We start from the raw sequence: 17,674 nt of genomic DNA on the forward strand, positions 1-17,674 counted from the left end.
GGCCTGCGCCTCAATTCGCTCTTCGATGCTGTCGTGCCAGGGCTGACCATGCGCTGCCGAGCGGACTTTTGCAAGACACACCAAACTATGGCACTTCGCATAGTTCTTAGTGACGAGCGATTTCGATCGCCTTGCGCAGCGGTACGGCCACGCCCACTAACGACTCCATGTCGAAAAACCTAGATGTCAAAAGCCTGTTGTGTAGGTAGCCGAATGAGCTGCAGACTTCCGGATCCGTCCATCCAAAGATTCCACCTAGTTAGATGTTACCAAAAATTTTGAATAAGAACGGAATCAACGCTTCATGACAGCCCAGGATAAAAGGCATCGGCATCATTGTGTTTAAGGTCTGGCCAGAAAATTCGCTACTAGCCAGTCAGGCAGCACACCAACGTTTTGGATAGGTACCTTTTACGGTCGATACGGCCGTCGCAGACCAATATCGCATCGCGGGCGTTCAGAACACTATTGGCCGCAGGAATCTCGCCGCCCAGCGGCAGTGTATCCCTCTGAATCAACGAGATAACACCATAAAAATCGCCGTGCCCAGGGCACCCAAAACGATAGATCAACCACTTTTAGTGCTATGAAGTTAAATACCCGACTTCGCAGGCTCAACTGCAGCATCAGAATCTGAGTCAGTAGGGTCGGCAAGAGGGTGACCAAGATGCACAACGTCACCATTTAGCGGGCACACAATCTCCGCACAGGCCACCTTACGCATGCCTGCCTTTGCCGGTCACCGCTCGGACTAAGTCAAACAGCAGCTATCCATTAGATCAACAGAGGGCAGACTAGCACTCCCTGTAAATTTATCGACCGGCCACAACGTCCAGACGCTGCTCCATACGGAGATGGTCCATCAACCCCGTCTTAGTAACGTACCCTCAGGTACGACAACTTCGATCGATACCGCAGCACATCACGAACCGTGATGTCGGCCTTCCCGTGAGCCGCGAACTCCGGACAGTAGTCGCAAACCGGCACGTCGTAGAGCAGCAACCCGCGGTCGGCCAGCCAATAGAATCACCGTCGACGCGACGCCTTTGGCCGACGAAAAAGCCATCGCGTCAGTGTCGGCGGTCCCACAGCTCTCTGCCGACTCGGTCCGACCACCCCGTTTAGACGTCGACGATGGGACGTCCTGCGATGTAAACACTTGAGGGCCCCTACCAAGCCGTCACCTCGGAAATAGTTGCGTGAACAGCTTAATGACGTTTGCGAAATGCAAATATGTGGCACCAAACACACCGCGCAGCAAACCATCGCCGACGACTAGAAGAGTTGTCGGTGTCATTGCGTTACGTGGCCTCGCTCCCTCAACCGAGCCACCACGGTAATGGCATGTCTCCGACAGTACGCCATCACGAGAATGACGTTATTAGTAACTACTATGCGCACTTGAATTTAGTTTGACGTTTACCACCGTTGGGTACCTAACCGAGACAAACTAGAACAATCAAAGACCAGTCGTTCCAGGTCAAAAAAATTGGACGAAGGTGCTTATATGCTACAAAAAAAGGTCTTGCGGCTATCCATATCGCAATAGCACATTGAAATTTAGGATAAGGGTCATGAAGTGACGCAGTTTGGATATTTGGATAACTGTGGACGTCATCAACATGATCGGTCACAAATGGCTACCTCGGATTGCGGTGGTCGTGGCCAGGCGGGTCTTGCTGGGCGTTTCTGTACCAGTAGTGGCTGTCAATCTCCTTATCCCAACGTCGATGTGGTGTTAGCTCCGTGGCATTGGCGAACAGTCTGGCATTAGCAGCGTAAAAAGCCTAGGGTAGACACTCTACGCGGCCAAGTTAAGTCTAGATCAATCATCGTCTACTCAGTCAATCACCAGTAGCGACTTCGGCAACAGTTATCTCCCAATCATGATTATTGACGGAATTCGTGACGAAATCTCTCATATCGAATCCAAGGCAGAGAACTGTTCCAAGACCAGGGAAGTGCTGGGCGAATATTCTCAAGGCGCAGCCGTGGCTGAGTATGTAACCTCGGCTGCTATCCTAGCCGGGAGTACCTGCCGCCGCAGTGACCCCACCGACGCCGCCGGAGATAGCAAGCCATGTCGCCACGGTAACGCTTTTCGGCACACCGTCGGATCATGTCCTCTACGGCAATACGGAGCGCCGCCGATTGTCATCGACTCAACTGTATAAGCCGAAGCCCCTCGAGTTGTGCACTTCGGGCGATGCGATTTGCGGTGATGGCGGCAGTACCGTCACGCACGCACTCGATTCCATAAACGGAATGATGAGCTAAGATTATAGCCTACGCCACAAATCACCCGTAACTTGCAATTCCGTTTCAAAACAATGCAATTCACGCTGCTGCGGGTAGGGAGATTGGATGGCGGGTTGGTCAACCACCTCGACTTCGGGGCAGCTAAAACGTTATGTTGTCGGCCCAGGAGGTCGCGTGTACTCCTCATCAAATGGTTCGCGAAGGGGCAAATTCTTCAGCCAGTTCCTGAGCCGAAGAAGCTGATTGCTCACGATGCCGATCCCCAGGAGCGCCAGCGTTGTCACCGTAATTGTGATGGTCACGTATTCCATGGTGCCAGGCCGAAGGAGCGGTGGCTATCTTTGGCCGCTCACAAGTCGATAAAGGCGGGATGACTTTAATATTGGCCGATTTCGGCGCAGTGACTCTCATGGCACTTTATGAACCAATGATGCTGCTACCACATACATCAATTCGGCCAACAGTTTTCACCTTCACCACCACTTGGCTGGATAAAAATTACCTAAAATCCCCGGAATGCGTCCGTACGCTACAAACCGCGCGCACTTACGCTGCACCTCCTCCTAATTCAGGCGCTCGTTGTTGACCCGTAACCAGGCAGACGCGACAGGCCACAACACCACACAGGCGCTCCGCTTCGTCGATGTCGCCAGGCCTCCTCGACGATGGTGCTGCTGGTGACCAGCCTTTAGCGCTTTCCTCGCGTTTCTTAACTCCACCATTGTCAACGTCACGTTTCCCGACATTCAGCGTTATTTCCATAGCGGCATCAGCAACCTGTTATGGGTGCTCAACGTCTACGACATTGTCTTCGCTGCGTTCTTGGTGGCCGCGGGCAAGCTCGTTTGCCTGCTGGAGCACTGGCGATTTGGTCGTCTCCAGCATGGTGCTGTTCACGGTCACCTCTGGCCTATTCGCCGCCATCGGCATCACCGGAGCAGCTGATTGCGTTTCGAGTGCTGCAGAGTATTTTAGTGCAGCGAATTCTGGTACCAGGACAGCTCGGGCTCATCGTACGAGGCTCCGACGCCAAGCTGCGCGCGCACGGTGTAAGTTTGTGGGGTGCAGTCAGCGCGGACCCTCAGCTCAGCGGTCTACGGTGCCGTAGTAAAGGTGTTGAACTGGCTATAGGTATTCCCGGTGAACCTCCCGCCGGGAATTGTGACTGTGCTGGGAGCTCGGCATGTACTGGTAGAGAGCCGGGCCGCAGGGACGGCGCTGGGGCCTGATTTGCGTGGCGCAGCGCTGCTGGCTATCGCGCAGCTCGTGCCAGCCCTGAGACTGATCAAGGAGCAAAACTGGAATTGGTTCAGCATACCGACAATCGAGGTTGTAGTGACAGCGGTGCTGACAATCATCTGATTTGATGATAAGTTCGCGATACCACTCAACACCACTGATTGATCCCGCGTTATTGCGTGTGCGCCCGTTCTTGGGCTGCAACATACTCACCGCTATCGGTTGCGTCGTTTTCTACGTCTACCTGCTGACGCATGTGCTGTACCATGAAGATACTCGCTGCTGCGGGCCAGCATCGCCGCGTTCATCGTGGCAGTGGTTGTGCGGGGACGCTGGACCGCGTCACCAACCGGCATAGGTATCGCCTAATCATCACTGTAGGGGTGCTATTACCGGCTGTCAGGATGCTGGTGTCGGGTCCGATCCCGACTTCTTCAGCTAACGGTTGTTCGGCCAGGTGTTGCAAGAAATCGGAACGGGCGCCACGTTCCCACTGCTGAACAGCGCTTCCCTGGCCGTGCTAGCCGCAGACGGCAACTATGCCGCCGCTTCGGCCGTAGTCGGAACCATCCAGCGCGGTCGGCGCCGTTATCGTCGTTACGCTACTGGCGCTTATGATCGGCACACCGGTCCACGGCTTGACTGACGAAGCACTGCATCGTGGGTGAGCGATGGCCGCAATCTGTTTTGTTGCGGTCGCCGTCGAGGTCGTGTCGCTAGGTCACGTCCGTCAGGATCCCGCGGAAGTGGCTGAGTATCAGCCCACACCGTTCAGTCGAACCCCCGCGACCAGAAGCGATGATCTCCATACTGGCGGACCCGACGCGGCCAGCTTCCCACCACGCCTACGTGCCGGACGCTCCGTCAGTGTCTTCCGAGCTGAATTCGGTCATCCTGGCCCAGCTGCGAGACCACGGCGAGCAAGTGGAACTTAAGGCTGACACATACTCTGTTCCACGCGGGAGATGAGTCTGATGCGCTCTAAGCGATGCAGAACGGCCAGCCTACAGGTGCTCAACACGAACGGCGTGGTTGCGGAACTGGGCCGCGGTGGATGTGGTCGATGAGCGCGGATTGTTGATCGGTGCACCGCGCTGGGAGTCGGTTCGAACCGAACAAAACTCGCCCCTCGCCATGACGATGAGCGATACGCTTACCTAGACTACGCATCACCCGATCATCAGCAGCCAGCACACCAAACATAATCCCCGTGAGGTAGATATTAGGTGACGAACCATGGCACACAACACAAGTTCCACGCTGCGAACCATATCCAGGCTACGTCGCATGCTGTCGCGCTACCCGAGATGACCCAGCAAGTAACGGACAATGGCCCGCTACGCATAGGAAAACGCTAACAGCGAGCTCCACAATGAAATTTCCTTTTCCGGATCGCTACCGGCTAGGTCAACCTATCCGTTGTAACCACCACAGCACCTTACCCGGTTCGGCGCTCGCAAGCTTGGCACGAATCACCATGAATAACACAACACCTCTACCGTCAAAGTCGGATCGCCCCCGACTCGACCAGAGTCATAGCTTCGAAGACTAACTGCAATGCCTCATGCATCCGACCTTCATGCGCATAATCAATTACCAACTACACCATGGCGATGGCTAGTGACCCCTTGTCTCCGCCCGCAGTACACAAACACAACTGTCGCAATTCATTAAAACAAGCGCCAGCCGCATGAGCGTGGACTCTCCAAGCGATCGTGCACAACATGGTGCGTGGTGCGATGTGAACGACTGCCTGGTTGGTATCCTCAGCGAGTAGTGTGTCGGCGATTGTTCAGCCACGATCCCAACTAATTTGCGCTGCCATGATATAGTGGTGAGTCGTCAACGCTGCGGCCCACATGTACCAACCATAGGTGGCATGTCCATCGCCGGCGGCCTCCAGAGATTCGGCAATCAGCACCGCATTCTGGTCCAACGACTACATCTCACTGGCCTTGATCGCAGCGACTATCCCCGATGCATCTGGGCATGAACAGACTTCAATTATGGCTCTTAGAATACTGTTTGGATAATCTGATGCCGAAAAGCGTATTGTGTGCTCACCGTGAACCGTACTTGGTCGATCAACTCAGCAATAATCAGCTCCTCGATAGAAGGTTCGACTCCCAGACTGGCCAGCAAATCACAATTGAAATGCAGCACTATAACCGCTGCAGCAACAGCAAGTGTGAGCTTAGTTTCCGGATCCAGCCGGCCAATGGCCACTTACAATGTTACCAGCAAACCGATTTCGCCGATATCAGTGCAGCAGGCGTAGCTGTCACGATCCTCTACCAGCATGGCGAGTTCAGCTAGATCATGGGTAATCTCCTCGATAAAAAACGGGTTATCCGCGGCATAGCCGACAATAACCGCGCCAATCTTTCCCACCGACGGACCGGGATCTAACAGCTCGCGAACCAACGAGACATTATCCGAATCACTATGTTGGACAAGAACAATAGTTTGAAATCCCGGAAAATTTCTCAGCACACCACAGTATTCGAGGCGATAGGTTAGTGGGTCTGGGGCACCGTCAGAAAGTCGGTGAGCATGGATTCGTTCACCTCGCCGATCCAGTACATGTCCTCGACAACGAAGGTGGTCGGTGCTGTGAGGTTCAACTGGGCGGTGTTGATCATCGCGGTCAACCGCCACCGTCTCGAGTCCGGGTCAATCTCGGGCAGCTCCACAGCAGAATCGGCAGTGCCCCATAGATCATCAAATATCAACAGATACTCCCGATCCGCTTCCAGACTCCAGGTCCGCACACGTGTCTTCGCGTGTTCGTCATCCAAATTACTGAGCCGCACCACGGGGTACAGCAGACACCTCACCACATGGAACGAGACATCGGTGATGTGCAGATCAACATAAATATAGAAAAACTTCAACTCTAAAGCTTTTCATTAGCTACACGGCTTCACCGACAAGTCGGTTCTTGCCGATGCCAGCTGGACCTGCTACTGACGCCACACATCCGCGTCAATTCATCGACCGATCCAATACCATCGTCAACACATCATCACCGGTAAACTTGCCTGCCGTAACACGATAACGCTACATGAGCATGCTTGCACAGTCAGCCAGATCTGTCACCGCTCCGCACTCACCACCGCCGCGATATCCATCACACCCACCAAGTCGGCGAACAACACCACCACCTGCTTGTACTCAGCTGGCGCAGAATTCTGGTTGGATTGGCGCCCCGTAGTTGCTACAGAACTCGGCCTTTGCGCTGACCTCGGTGCCGAACGCCCCGCACACCCATGCCACCGTCATAGGGCATGACCTTCGCTGAACCATTCAACCTGGCCAAGGCGAGACGCTTTGCCCGGACATGCTGTAAGCAACGCTGATTCGCCCTCATGACACCGCATCACCTCGACGAGGATCAGTCAGTACTGGGTAGGAGGCAAATTAACGATCAGAATGAACTAATCGACGTGCCCGTAATGCCATCAGCATCGCCAATACTGGCCAAATCGATTCGGTCGATATCCCAGTGGATGCATCATGGGATGGATTGAGGTCCATATGCTTTCGCGACGACAATGAAATTGAGCTGGGCAGTCGCAACGAGCGGCTTATGACCTGTTACTGCCCCGAGCGGGTCGCGGCGGTCACCGAAGATTTGCCCAAACGCTGCGTTATCGATGGTGAAATTGTTATCGCCACTGACCACGACTTGGACTTCAAGTTACTCTAACAACGCATCCACCCGGCAGCGTAGCAAGTACGGATGCTCGCCGAACAGAACCAGGCTCCTTAATATCGCGTTCGACTTACTCGATCTTGGCGATGACGCCTATGCCGGGCAACCATTCAGCTAGCGGCACACTACTATCATTAATGCATTAGCTGTTTCGGACACCAGTTCGACAGCATTTATCCATGTAACGCCGGCAACCAACGATCCGATGACGGTACAGCGATGGTTCACGCAGTTCGAAAGGGCTGGCTTGGAAGGCCTTGTCACCAAACCGCTGACGATCACTTATCAACCGGACAAAAGCGTCATGTTCAAAATCAAACACGAACTAACTGATGACTGTGCGATCGCCAACGACCGAGTACACCAGTCCGGCGCCAATGTGATCAACTTGCTGTTGCTCGGCTCTTACCAGGATGGCAGCTAACTTGCATCGGTCGGGCTGATTGGTGTTTTCTCGATAGCCGAGCGGTGGTAGCCGTTCATCGGTTTTGATGGCCATCCAGGGAACTGGCCCGCACACGAAGCCGACCAACTCACACTGCGCAGGAACGAAACATCCCGCTGGCACAGTCGACAAGGATCTCTCATGTGTGCCCCTTATACCCGACCTTCCGTGTGGTCGAGGCCTGCTACGATCACACGGAAAGTCGGCGATTCATCATACCGCCCAGTTCAGCAGTTAGCACCTCGACTGCAATCTCCGGTTATGCACCTACGATCACCTCTAACAACCGCTCACCTTTAGACTCGGTGGTATCGTGCCAGGAATCGCCTAAGATCATTAAAAGCGCAGTGGCTGAATGCATTCGATAAGATTGGCGGCATTGCGCATATGTTCGGTATTGGGGCCAACTAGTCGCAAGCCACCAAGTTGTGGATATGTACCAACACTTCATTCTTCTCGCTGTGAACAAAGTCGGCGTCGTAGCGCGCCTACAGGTTAATCCAGAACATGTCGCTGACACCCAGTTCCTGCAACAGCTGCAAGCCGGCGTCGACGGTGATGAACGCTTACCATGTAAGATATCGTTCAAATACGACTCTGGAAGGTCACTCTCCCCTGACGAAATGGTATGCGGTGATGCGCAATGGTGTGAGAACCTCCCAGCGGGGCTTTCACCGGAGTGAATAGGCATTAAATCAGCCACTGTCGTCCTTTTCAGTGCTAATTGACAAGCTTTTGCCAAGCTGTTCAGCACACCCGCCTGTCCAACTTGTTATCGGCCTCGAGCAGCACGGCGGCAAGCTCATAAACTTGATCATTGTTTAAGTAATCGCACTTAAGGCCTTCAGGCAGGATCTGGAAATCATCGGCGTGGCTATCGGCGGTGCACTGAATCCCATGTATCGAAACTTGGGCATCCTGACCGATGATTCAAGCGACGGAGGAAGACGACGGTCCGCCACAGGACGATCCAGTCCCGAATCCTTTGCCAGTGATCAGATTAAATATGTACCTGGCAGGCAGGAAAACGTTAGAAATCATAGCGATTAGCTTTTTCGAATCTTAGCCTTTGCTGGATCGACCCAACACCTTGACATCGAGCGGACTTTAGCACTGTCGCGGATAATCTCAGCTACGTGCCACCTGTGCATCACAGTAACCTACAGCTTGAATTCGACCAAAATATCGAGTTCAGGAGCGAACGTCAACACTGCGCCAACCGTGAACACGTCATCGAACATAATCCCGATTATTAGTCGCGGGCTGCCGGCAATGGCGACGTCGAAACCCTAGGTTGTGGACAGAAGCCCCCTTGTTGATGACCCCAAATGGAGTCGCCAGACCGAGCATCGCTATGGCAGTGTGCAGCCCAATTAAGCATGAGCACAACGAGTGTCACGGAGTTTAGGTCAGGGCTAGTGCCGACAACTCGCATAGCGTGATGTTCGGCTTGTACTGCGGCTCGCCGTCCAGTTGCACAGGCAAATCGTAACGTAGGGTTTCCTCGATGACCACTAGTGCGAGATTCCGCGTTAGCACCCAAATGCGGCACACTGGCCAGGGACGATGCAATATCGCCAAAATGACACCCGAGATCAGGTGCACCGTGGTCTTGCGTCTCACGATCAGAATGAGATCGCAGGCGGTGACAATCTCCTCCTCGGCCAACTGATCACTGCACTCCTCCACCGTGATCAGAAGCGACAGCAGAGCGTAGCAGGGTTGCGATTAGTGGCGCTCAATCAGACCGCGGAAATTTTCACGCAGCCAACGACCAGCTTGCAAACGCTTCTCCATGGAGTTAAATGGCTTCCCGGTGAACCCAGTGAACGGACCCAGTTGCTGAAATACCAGTGTAGATGCACGACTGGACTCGGGCTCGTCGTCGAGAGGGAAACCAAGCAACCGACAAATGATCGGCACGGGCAGCGGATAGGCGAAGTCATCGATCATATAGAACCCGCCTTTTGCGACAATACTGTCTAGTAATCTGTCCATGAACACCTTAGATATTGGGTTGCAACGCGTTCACCACTTTCGACGCGCATGCCTTGTTCACCAACCGGCGCAGCAGAGTACGACCCGGCGGATCGAAGAACAGGAAGGCTGGCGACCGCGACACCGCACAGCTGTGCAGCAGTCGCGGGATGATCGTCGACTTGAGTCGGTCATTACTAGACGACGGGGGCCGCAGAACGTCGTCGCAGTCCCGACATGTTGAGAAGACTACGCAGTTGGCCTCAGGGAGCACAACCGGCCTGCAGTCACAAAGCTATGCGAACAGGAACAGGGTGTAGGGATCAGCCCGGTTGCCCAGGTCCAGCAGTTGCAACAAAGCGTGCGACTCGGCCTGCGGGTCGGGCGTGACTGTCGCCATGGTCGCATTGTTCCCGACGCCGCTGCACGCGATGACACACAAGCCGGTCGGCTCAGGCGCCAGAAACCCACCAGGTGCGCAACGACGCTGCTTCGTACGTGTGCCGGGTGCGGAGCTTCTGCCATGGTTGTCTTAACGGCGGTCATCAGCCCGGTGATAGGGTCGCTGTCGTTGAATGCTGACGATCCCGCGATAGTGAGTAACAAGTCGGCAAGTTCTGCACCAAGCCTGGCATAACGCGCAGCACGACAACAACCGAGCGGTTCACAATAGCTTGGGCAATAAAGAGATTATGTCTATTCCGTGGAAACGCTCGTCCAGAGCTCGCGCTGTCTGCCTGTCCGCGAACCTACCGCGAGAATTACATTCTTTCACTTAATCCCGCTAACTCCAAATGCATCATCAATCGATCAAAAAATACGTGCTGTGCCTTAAACAGCTTTAGTGAGCACCTGCGCAACCGAAAACCAGCTGACCCGGTCAACCTCTGGAAACTCATGTAATATACCCGAGCCTTTCGGCCACTCCAGTGCGGAGGTGTTGTTGCACGCGTCGGTGATGTCGAGATCCCCGCGCGCATCGAAAGCGTTAACCATCTTGCCGCTGGGCTATTTTTGTGCACCAAAGCCGATTCGTGTCCCGGCCGACACCGGCAGTCCGATCTTCTCGAGGAATACGTGCTGCTTGACCACCCAGGGATCATCACCGTCGGCGTTACCCGCTTTTTGCAATCGACCTGACCCCGTCGTTCTTACAGGTCCAAAACGGACTGCCAGGATACGTGATCAAGACTTCAACAACCACTGCCCCGGGTCCGATACAATCGGATCCTCTTGTTGAATTTAGGCATAAAAAATACTGTTTTTCAGGTATCGACGGCGCGTTCAAGACCATTGAGCGATGACTTTAAGTGCGCAAGCAACTGTTGCAGGTGCGGTATACTGCGGCGACATCCAACCAGACCGAAATCAAGACGGTCCGCGTTGTTCACCAGGGTAATGTTCAGGGCTTGGTTATCCGGGATGTTAGACAGCGGATAACTGCCGTCTTGCCGTGCGCTGCCACAGTACATCTGCTATACTAACCTTGGCGTATTCGAGATCATGATGTCGTACGTGGGCGATATCGACGATACGAAATCCGGAACGCCTGCCAGCGTCAGCGATTCCATGTCCAACACTGACAATGCGAGTACCTGGAGTCGCGGCAAGTCGACGAGAACTTTCTTGTTGCAACGCATCAATGCACTGATGATCTCAAGGTGGATTGCAAGATTCTCGACGTTGGTGCCGAGGTTACAAAGAATGCTGCCGATTTGGTTGCCACCACTGTCAGCACCTGCTTTCAAACACAAGCTCACCCGGCACTATCGCGATCAACGGGTCTATCCGGCAAGGCATTCTGCTCGATCAGGTAGTAGCGCAGTGCACCGGCACACATGGTCAAGACAACATCGTTGACAGTCACTCCAGCAGCTTCCTTGACCTTCTTGACGCGGTCCAACGACCAGGACTAGGCAGCGCATCGACGGGCTCCACCGATCTTGACGTTGAACATCGTGTGCGGCACCGTGAACGGCAAGGTCAACTGCTGCTCGAACAGCACGGTGCGCGCTAGCTTTAGCAAGTCCTGCCACAAATTCCGTCATCTTTACCAGTGGTCCCAACGAAAACGTGCCATTAGATTGCGGGCGCGCTCGCCGCGCTAGGCTCCACATGGCCTGTACCTGGAGGTGATCCAGGTTAACAGACAATGTGCGCTACATGAGCTTCATCGTCGAAACACCGTCGATCAGGACGTGGTCAGCTTTAGTACACATGGCGAACCGGCCATCACGCAGCCCTTCCACCACATCTAACTCCCGCAACGGGCGATGCCGATCCAGCAAGCTGGTATGCAGCATGGAGGTTGGCTCGAGCAGGTCGCCAAAGACCCACACTACACCCGGATAAACCCGCCCATGATCATTGCCGGACATTTCCGGAAGATGGGCTGAAATTGCTGTTTAACAATCAGAGTGTCGTAGGAATCCCGGACGAACCCTAGACCGACTCCTCCTGGCGGCTCATTTACCCATGTGCATGGGACACTCGCGCGATTCGGCAAAAAGAAACATTGAGTCGGTGAGGCTCATCGTTTCCATTCATTTATTAGACCAGTGAAACTGGAATACCGGGTAGTCTACCACGAAAATTATTTTCTCCCATGGATGCTCCTGTCGGCTCTGAGTCCCCAACGTCAGCACAAGGATCCGAGCAAGGGTTCAGCAGATCCTGCGTAATTAACCTGCAAAAACCACTGCTAATCAACACTTTCTACGAACCAAGCAACTATTCGCTATCGGCTCGGCGGACCACCTTCCGGGAATCACGAACGGATAACGCAGGAATGTCGTTTGTCAGTCTCAACTCCCAAACCACGGCCTCCAAATGCCCAGATGGCGAGTCGGGGAAGGGTGTCGTCATAGTACACAAGCCGAAGCTCTATCTGCTAGACGTTATCATCTAGTGGAAGTTACGAGACGTTATACTCCATAGCGGCCTCTAAAGCCACGGCTGCCGCGGCGTTGGTGACCTGAGTGTCGGTATAGAAATCCGGATCTGGTGGCAAGGATTTCGGTAAACTATCCACGTAGTCTCTGCGTCCTGAGCAATAATAGCTCTGATAGAGCTCACCTTAACGCAATAAAGTGCACCACGTTGAGCGACGGTATCTCACCGGCCGCAGCTAGCACAATACCGGTTCGTTGCGTAGGCCGTTTCGGCGTTGCTGGCAGCCAGTTGCACACCAATACCCTGCAGGTATCTGACAGTTGCCCCGAGACCTGCTGGGTAACGCCACCACAAAACGGATGGAGAATAAGGATAAGACATCAGAATTCTTCCTCAAACAACCCGAACAACGTCCCGCAACAGCCGCGATCGTTAACGCACCACAGCGATCCGATTGTCTTTGCACTATGCATACCGACTGCGGTGCTAAAGCTAACTGCAACACATAACTATCGGTACGCAACGTTTGCGACAGGGCAAAACCACACAAACGACTGTAATCATCTACCCGCGATGGTGCACACTGCACACCGTTCTGGTCAAAATAACACGCGGTTGCGTTCAGCGTAGTGCTCTTGCTGCAACTTAAGACGAGACACTTCGGTCGCATCCTTACTATCAAGGACCTACATAGTGTAGCTGTTTTCCCAATTAGCCTTTACAGCAGTAGGTTTCGATTTTCATCAGTGAGCGCAGCAATCGACGACTGCACCGCAACACGATATGTATGTAACTTAGGCACTCAAAGATCAAGGTCGCCGTCTGGGCCACTGTAGGAATCAGAAAATACGCGATCCGCACTATCGCCGACCGCCTCGGCCTGAGTGAGATGCATTCTGCCAACGACAACCTCATAGGAACAAGTAGACTAAACTAGCCACAACAGCCTAATTGGCGTTCGGACTATGCAAGACAGATCGGCGTTTTTCGGCGAGGATTGCAGACTGCGTTGGCTACGCCGCGCCGACACCACGACAAATGAGTAAAGCAATAGACCGATTTCGCGCCTGGCTCAAGTGTCCGACACACAATCCGCAGTGTTGTCGAAACCGGACAGGGCTCAGATTGCAGTCGACATCCTGACGAATTGAATAATGATGTTTGATCTTTCGTGTCACTCCATGATCCAGCCGTATTCCGAGGGAACAGTGCACAACAAGGAATGTATCGCCTCGAGCGCCTTCCCCGGCTCCTCGATGTGTCCGTGATGCTCGATGATCAGTTGCCCTTCATATACACCACAGGAATACAGATCGAGGGGGACACTGATCGAACAATAGAATCGGCCCTGAATGTCGTCGATAGCAAGACTCGGCGGTGTACGCATCGTTGGGAAGGCAGTGGCGTCAGTACAGAAGACAAGCGGTGGAAGCCCAGGCGGAGTTCCTTCAAATGCCGTACCGAAATGGAGCCCCGACTGCTGAACCACACCGTTGGCCAAATCAGCCCGAAGTGTAGCACCGATATCAGTTGCTAGATCAACGATGTCGGTGTCCGGTCCGATCTCAGCGAGATATCCCGCCGCGCCGAGTAAGTTGGTGCTTTCGGTCGGGGCCACCGGAGGGGCAAGAACATATCGCAAGTCAACGGGGTAGACATACGGAATCGGGACGTGCGGAGTTTCACGAAGTTTCCATTCGGTCATCAGAATGGCCGCCGCTACCACAGCATTGATACTGAGCCGATGCTCTCGGCCGAATGCCGCGAGGTCCGATGTCTCTTGCTTGGTAAGCCAAAGCCTCGTCACCGGAACAGCTTGGGGTAAACCAGGCTTCGCGAGGACAACCGGCCTCTCGGTGGTAGGGATCTCATAAGCATACATAACCGACAGGAAACGTTCAGCTCCCGACAGGCTGTACTTTTTGACACCGCGTTGTTGCAGCACGGCTTCCATAGACAGCGGCGTGGGCTGCGGGATTATCGGTCCGGGATCACCGGTAGTCACCACGTCGGTGTAACGGGAGAACAGCTCATCGACAAGAACGGCCCCATGGTGACCATCGGCCATGCTGTGATGGATGTAAAGTACTAGGTCGCCCCCTCCCTCGCGGAGAGTGAGCCGCATATTCAATAGGGACACACTCTGGTCGAGCTGTATTTCGCCAATGCCCGCAGCCGCCCCTTTGGTTCCGTCGACAACACAGATCCCAGAATGCATCAGATCGTCTGCAACAAGATTCCAACCGCCATCAGAGCTTGGCTCAAGATGACTGGCCAAGATTGGGTGGGTTTCCACGAGAGCGTCGACGGCCTCCGACAGCGCATCGACATCAACAACACCGCGCAGCTGGATTGTCATGGAAGTGAAAACTTCATACTGTGCGAAGACTTCCTCGCTGTGTGACAGCTTTCGAATCACGGATCCAGGAAACACCTTAGGACTCCCAACTGATCAATGCGTGCTGGCCCGTCGATAGCCGCTTACCATGGGTACCACGCATGCGAAACAGATACACGTAGTCCATAGCAGCATGCCGATCATCGGAGCTAACACCGGACCACCCGTCGATAATCCACGCATCGCCGCGATGGCGTAGCTCACTGGCTGATGCGCGACAACTGGCTGAATCCAGCCAGGATACGCGTCCAGCGGCACTAAACCCGTAGAGAAAAATATCGTGATTGCCTGGGTCAACTCAACCGCCTCAACCAGGAATGTTTGCGTAGCATAGAACGCCACGGTGGTAACGATAACGGCAAACGCGATTCCCAATATCACTGGAACACTAATCCACACCAAACTCGCAATGACACCCTGCCGAAACCTGAAACCCAACATTACCCCCACACCCAGCATTACCAAGGTGGAGAGTAGAATGCGAATCGCATCTGCGAGGATTCGAGAAAGCAAACCCGATGCCCGATGCACTGGCAGAACCCACAACCGGGAAAGCACTCCACTGTAGCGCTCGCGCGTCAGGTCGATTGCGACGAACATCGATCCAGTGATCGCGGCGCCGAGTGAGATTAGCGGCACGAAGCTATACAGACCACTCTCGTGAGTTACGACGTAAGCCAGGTTACCAAGCACAATGTTCAACGTCAGTAAAAACAGAATCGGTAAGACGACCGCTTCAACGACGGTGAGATAGTCACGTGCCCACCGAATGAGGATCCGCCTAGTCAGCAACAGAGTATGCAAAACGAGTAGTCGAACAAAATTATCCGGGTACTGCGAGCGAACGGGTGCAAACCCGACTTGCTGATCTATCACAGAAATTGTCACAGGGTCATGGCCTCTTGGACAAAACAACGAAGGACGAGAACACCAGAACCACCAGAAAACCGAACAACCATGCCAACGTCGGTGCCATGATGGGCCATGTCACCGGTAGAGCGGACTTAATGGTATCCCCGGCCAGTGCGCGCAGCGCGTCCACGAACTGAGAAACCGGTTGGTTACGGACAAAGGGGTGGATCCAACGCGGAAACAGCTTTAAAGGCATGAGACCAACGGAAAGCAGTCCGAAGATCAAAATAGGCAAGGTCAACAGCGGCAGCATCGCATCGGGGTTCCTGGTGGCGGTGCCAACCAAATCACCGGCAAATGACAGTAATGCCCCGATCGCGAGCACCAACACGCAGAAACCGACGATACAGAGAGGTCCGCGATGGAACCGGAATCCGCCACCATGTGCCCATACAACCGATACCGCCAAACCCCAGCAGCACCGGTGCACACTGACTGACACGCGAGCAAACACCGGTGTCAGCGGGGCGATCGGCATAGACCTAAACCGTCGATTGATGCCTAGCAGCGAATCAGTTGCTGCACGGAAGGCTGAGGTAATGGCGACGAACGCGACGGCCTGGAGTGTGACTACCGGCGTGATGTATTGGAACAAGTTGCTCGCGACGCCTGCGCCCCCCACGAAACGGTTCCACGGTATGGCGAACGGTATAGTGAAACCCACCATGAAAACTATCGGTGCGCCGATCGTAGTGATCTTCTCACCGTTACGCAGACCCGGCGCGGCAAAGCGTGTGAAGAGTACCCACCACTGCCGGCGCATCGATAAGCGTGGCTTCTCAATGTTCGTTCTTGGCCGCTCGCACATCGGAGCTGCGGCCGAATCTAAGGCAGGGGCGCTCATCGCATGACCCTCAACGCTACATGGCTCAGTGATTCGCTGGGATCCGTTGTCATGGACAAAAATACGTCATCGAGAGACGGGCGACACAGCGCGATGTCGGCCAACTCAATATTCGCCTCGTCGAGCCGGCGCGCAGCCTCGATGAGCGTACGCGCGCCGTCTGGCGCCGGCATTGCAATCCGGTCCGATTCGGGCGACAACATCGCCCTACTGTGCTCGGGCAACAACGACCCTAACGCTACGACAATAGTGTCCAGATCCTTTAGGTCACGCGGCACTATTTCGCAGAAGGTGTCGCCAGCGCGGTGCTTGAGCTCATTCGCGGTCCCCTCGGCGATGATCGTACCGTGATCGATCAGGATGATCCTGTCACTGAGTGCATCCGCCTCCTCAAGATACTGCGTGGTCAACAACGTGGCGATGCCAAGCTTCTTAAAGCTGACCACCAGATCCCAAATAGCTTGTCGGCTCCTGGGATCCAACCCGGTGGTGGGCTCATCTAAGAACGCCACTTGGGGTTGGACCACCAATCCGCACGCGATGTCTATCCGGCGGCGCATCCCGCCGGAATACGTACTCACCTTCCGCTTCCCAGCGTGTATCAGGCTAAATTGCTCGAGCAGTTCGGCTGCCCGCTTGCGTGCCGCGGACTTGTTTAACCCATACAGACGCCCAAACAACACCAAGTTCTGCTCACCGGAAAGCGCGTCATCGACGGCCACTTGTTGGCCGGTTACCATGATCGAGCGGCGCACATAGGCTGGGTCGGAAACGACATTATAGCCGGCAACAGTTGCCAAGCCGCTATCCGGCTGGGTCAGCGTCGACAAGATGTCCACCATGGTCGTCTTGCCGGCCCCGTTCGGGCCAAGTAGACCGATCACTTCACCGCGGTCCACGTCGAAACTTACATCATCCAGGGCCACAATCTTGCCTTTGCCGTAAGTCTTGCGAACCTTGCGAACCGTCACAGCTTTATCGTTGTTGCGCATC

The 17,674-nt window shown here is 54.4% G+C and carries 17 protein-coding genes and 2 pseudogenes; 5 read left to right on the plus strand and 14 right to left on the minus strand.

The window, feature by feature from the left end; genetic code table 11:
• Positions 1–873: 873 nt before the first annotated feature.
• Positions 874–987: a serine hydrolase gene (locus tag MUBE_RS19795; protein ID WP_424399025.1), complete on the minus strand. Its 114-nt coding sequence runs from the start codon at positions 985–987 to the stop codon at positions 874–876.
• Between the two features lie 1,059 nt (positions 988–2,046).
• On the opposite strand from MUBE_RS19795, the gene MUBE_RS19800 reads away from it, so the two are divergent.
• From MUBE_RS19800 to MUBE_RS18820, 4 genes are all read left to right on the plus strand, one after another.
• Positions 2,047–2,277 (plus strand): cutinase family protein, encoded by a 231-nt coding sequence (locus MUBE_RS19800; protein ID WP_207801636.1) that lies wholly within the window; start codon positions 2,047–2,049, stop codon positions 2,275–2,277.
• A 1,122-nt stretch (positions 2,278–3,399) separates the two neighbouring features.
• On the plus strand, positions 3,400–3,621 hold the full coding sequence (locus MUBE_RS03360; protein ID WP_133297035.1) for a hypothetical protein: 222 nt from the start codon (positions 3,400–3,402) through the stop codon (positions 3,619–3,621).
• A gap of 334 nt (positions 3,622–3,955) precedes the next feature.
• Positions 3,956–4,144 carry a hypothetical protein gene (locus MUBE_RS03365; protein WP_133297036.1) on the plus strand — a complete coding sequence of 63 codons (189 nt, stop codon included), beginning with the start codon at positions 3,956–3,958 and terminating at the stop codon, positions 4,142–4,144.
• Positions 4,145–4,530: 386 nt separating this feature from the next.
• Positions 4,531–4,659: a hypothetical protein gene (locus MUBE_RS18820; protein ID WP_279386656.1), complete on the plus strand. Its 129-nt coding sequence runs from the start codon at positions 4,531–4,533 to the stop codon at positions 4,657–4,659.
• 631 nt (positions 4,660–5,290) lie between these two features.
• Here MUBE_RS18820 and MUBE_RS16965 read toward each other — a convergent pair.
• From MUBE_RS16965 to MUBE_RS16975, 3 genes are all read right to left on the minus strand, one after another.
• Positions 5,291–5,434, minus strand: coding sequence for a hypothetical protein (locus MUBE_RS16965; RefSeq protein ID WP_243632785.1), 144 nt, complete (start codon positions 5,432–5,434; stop codon positions 5,291–5,293).
• A gap of 290 nt (positions 5,435–5,724) precedes the next feature.
• Positions 5,725–5,922, minus strand: coding sequence for a hypothetical protein (locus MUBE_RS16970; protein WP_243632786.1), 198 nt, complete (start codon positions 5,920–5,922; stop codon positions 5,725–5,727).
• Between the two features lie 92 nt (positions 5,923–6,014).
• Positions 6,015–6,392, minus strand: a complete 378-nt coding sequence (locus MUBE_RS16975; protein WP_243632787.1) for a hypothetical protein — start codon at positions 6,390–6,392, stop codon at positions 6,015–6,017.
• A 546-nt stretch (positions 6,393–6,938) separates the two neighbouring features.
• Between MUBE_RS16975 and MUBE_RS03380 the strand changes: the two are divergent.
• Positions 6,939–7,941: pseudogene (locus MUBE_RS03380) on the plus strand (ATP-dependent DNA ligase).
• A 1,121-nt stretch (positions 7,942–9,062) separates the two neighbouring features.
• On the opposite strand, the gene MUBE_RS03390 reads toward MUBE_RS03380, so the two are convergent.
• From MUBE_RS03390 to MUBE_RS03425, 10 genes and pseudogenes are all read right to left on the minus strand, one after another.
• Entirely contained in the window at positions 9,063–9,347 is a 285-nt protein-coding gene (locus MUBE_RS03390; protein ID WP_116539471.1) for a hypothetical protein, read from the minus strand.
• A gap of 39 nt (positions 9,348–9,386) precedes the next feature.
• A complete protein-coding gene (locus MUBE_RS03395) occupies positions 9,387–9,656 on the minus strand; it encodes a cytochrome P450 family protein (RefSeq protein WP_133297037.1) in 270 nt (89 codons plus the stop codon).
• A gap of 7 nt (positions 9,657–9,663) precedes the next feature.
• Positions 9,664–9,909, minus strand: coding sequence for a cytochrome P450 family protein (locus MUBE_RS15035; protein WP_133297038.1), 246 nt, complete (start codon positions 9,907–9,909; stop codon positions 9,664–9,666).
• A gap of 557 nt (positions 9,910–10,466) precedes the next feature.
• Positions 10,467–10,631: a hypothetical protein gene (locus tag MUBE_RS19805; protein WP_424399021.1), complete on the minus strand. Its 165-nt coding sequence runs from the start codon at positions 10,629–10,631 to the stop codon at positions 10,467–10,469.
• A gap of 12 nt (positions 10,632–10,643) precedes the next feature.
• Positions 10,644–10,766 carry a hypothetical protein gene (locus MUBE_RS19810; protein WP_424399022.1) on the minus strand — a complete coding sequence of 41 codons (123 nt, stop codon included), beginning with the start codon at positions 10,764–10,766 and terminating at the stop codon, positions 10,644–10,646.
• Positions 10,767–10,900: 134 nt separating this feature from the next.
• Positions 10,901–12,178 (minus strand): annotated as a pseudogene (locus MUBE_RS03405) (wax ester/triacylglycerol synthase domain-containing protein).
• A gap of 1,523 nt (positions 12,179–13,701) precedes the next feature.
• A complete protein-coding gene (locus tag MUBE_RS03410; protein WP_116539473.1) occupies positions 13,702–14,961 on the minus strand; it encodes a phthiocerol/phthiodiolone dimycocerosyl transferase in 1,260 nt (419 codons plus the stop codon).
• A gap of 18 nt (positions 14,962–14,979) precedes the next feature.
• Positions 14,980–15,807, minus strand: coding sequence for an ABC transporter permease (locus tag MUBE_RS03415; protein ID WP_424399026.1), 828 nt, complete (start codon positions 15,805–15,807; stop codon positions 14,980–14,982).
• 10 nt (positions 15,808–15,817) lie between these two features.
• On the minus strand, positions 15,818–16,681 hold the full coding sequence (locus MUBE_RS03420) for an ABC-2 transporter permease (protein WP_116539475.1): 864 nt from the start codon (positions 16,679–16,681) through the stop codon (positions 15,818–15,820).
• The gene (locus tag MUBE_RS03425; RefSeq protein WP_116539476.1) at positions 16,678–17,673 is read right to left on the minus strand and encodes an ATP-binding cassette domain-containing protein; all 996 of its coding nucleotides are present in this window, start codon (positions 17,671–17,673) and stop codon (positions 16,678–16,680) included. Before MUBE_RS03425 ends, MUBE_RS03420 begins: the two co-directional genes overlap by 4 nt.
• Between the last annotated feature and the right edge of the window lies 1 nt (position 17,674).

The sequence above is a fragment of the Mycobacterium uberis genome (assembly GCF_003408705.1).
GTDB lineage: Bacteria > Actinomycetota > Actinomycetes > Mycobacteriales > Mycobacteriaceae > Mycobacterium > Mycobacterium uberis.

Bases quoted from the DNA above. Each gene is read 5' to 3' on its own strand.
- MUBE_RS03395 (WP_133297037.1), bottom strand. From the start codon at position 9,656: ATGGACAGATTACTAGACAGTATTGTCGCAAAAGGCGGGTTCTATATG.
- MUBE_RS19805 (WP_424399021.1), bottom strand. From the start codon at position 10,631: ATGGTTAACGCTTTCGATGCGCGCGGGGATCTCGACATCACCGACGCG.
- MUBE_RS03420 (WP_116539475.1), bottom strand. From the start codon at position 16,681: ATGAGCGCCCCTGCCTTAGATTCGGCCGCAGCTCCGATGTGCGAGCGG.
- MUBE_RS03425 (WP_116539476.1), bottom strand. From the start codon at position 17,673: ATGCGCAACAACGATAAAGCTGTGACGGTTCGCAAGGTTCGCAAGACT.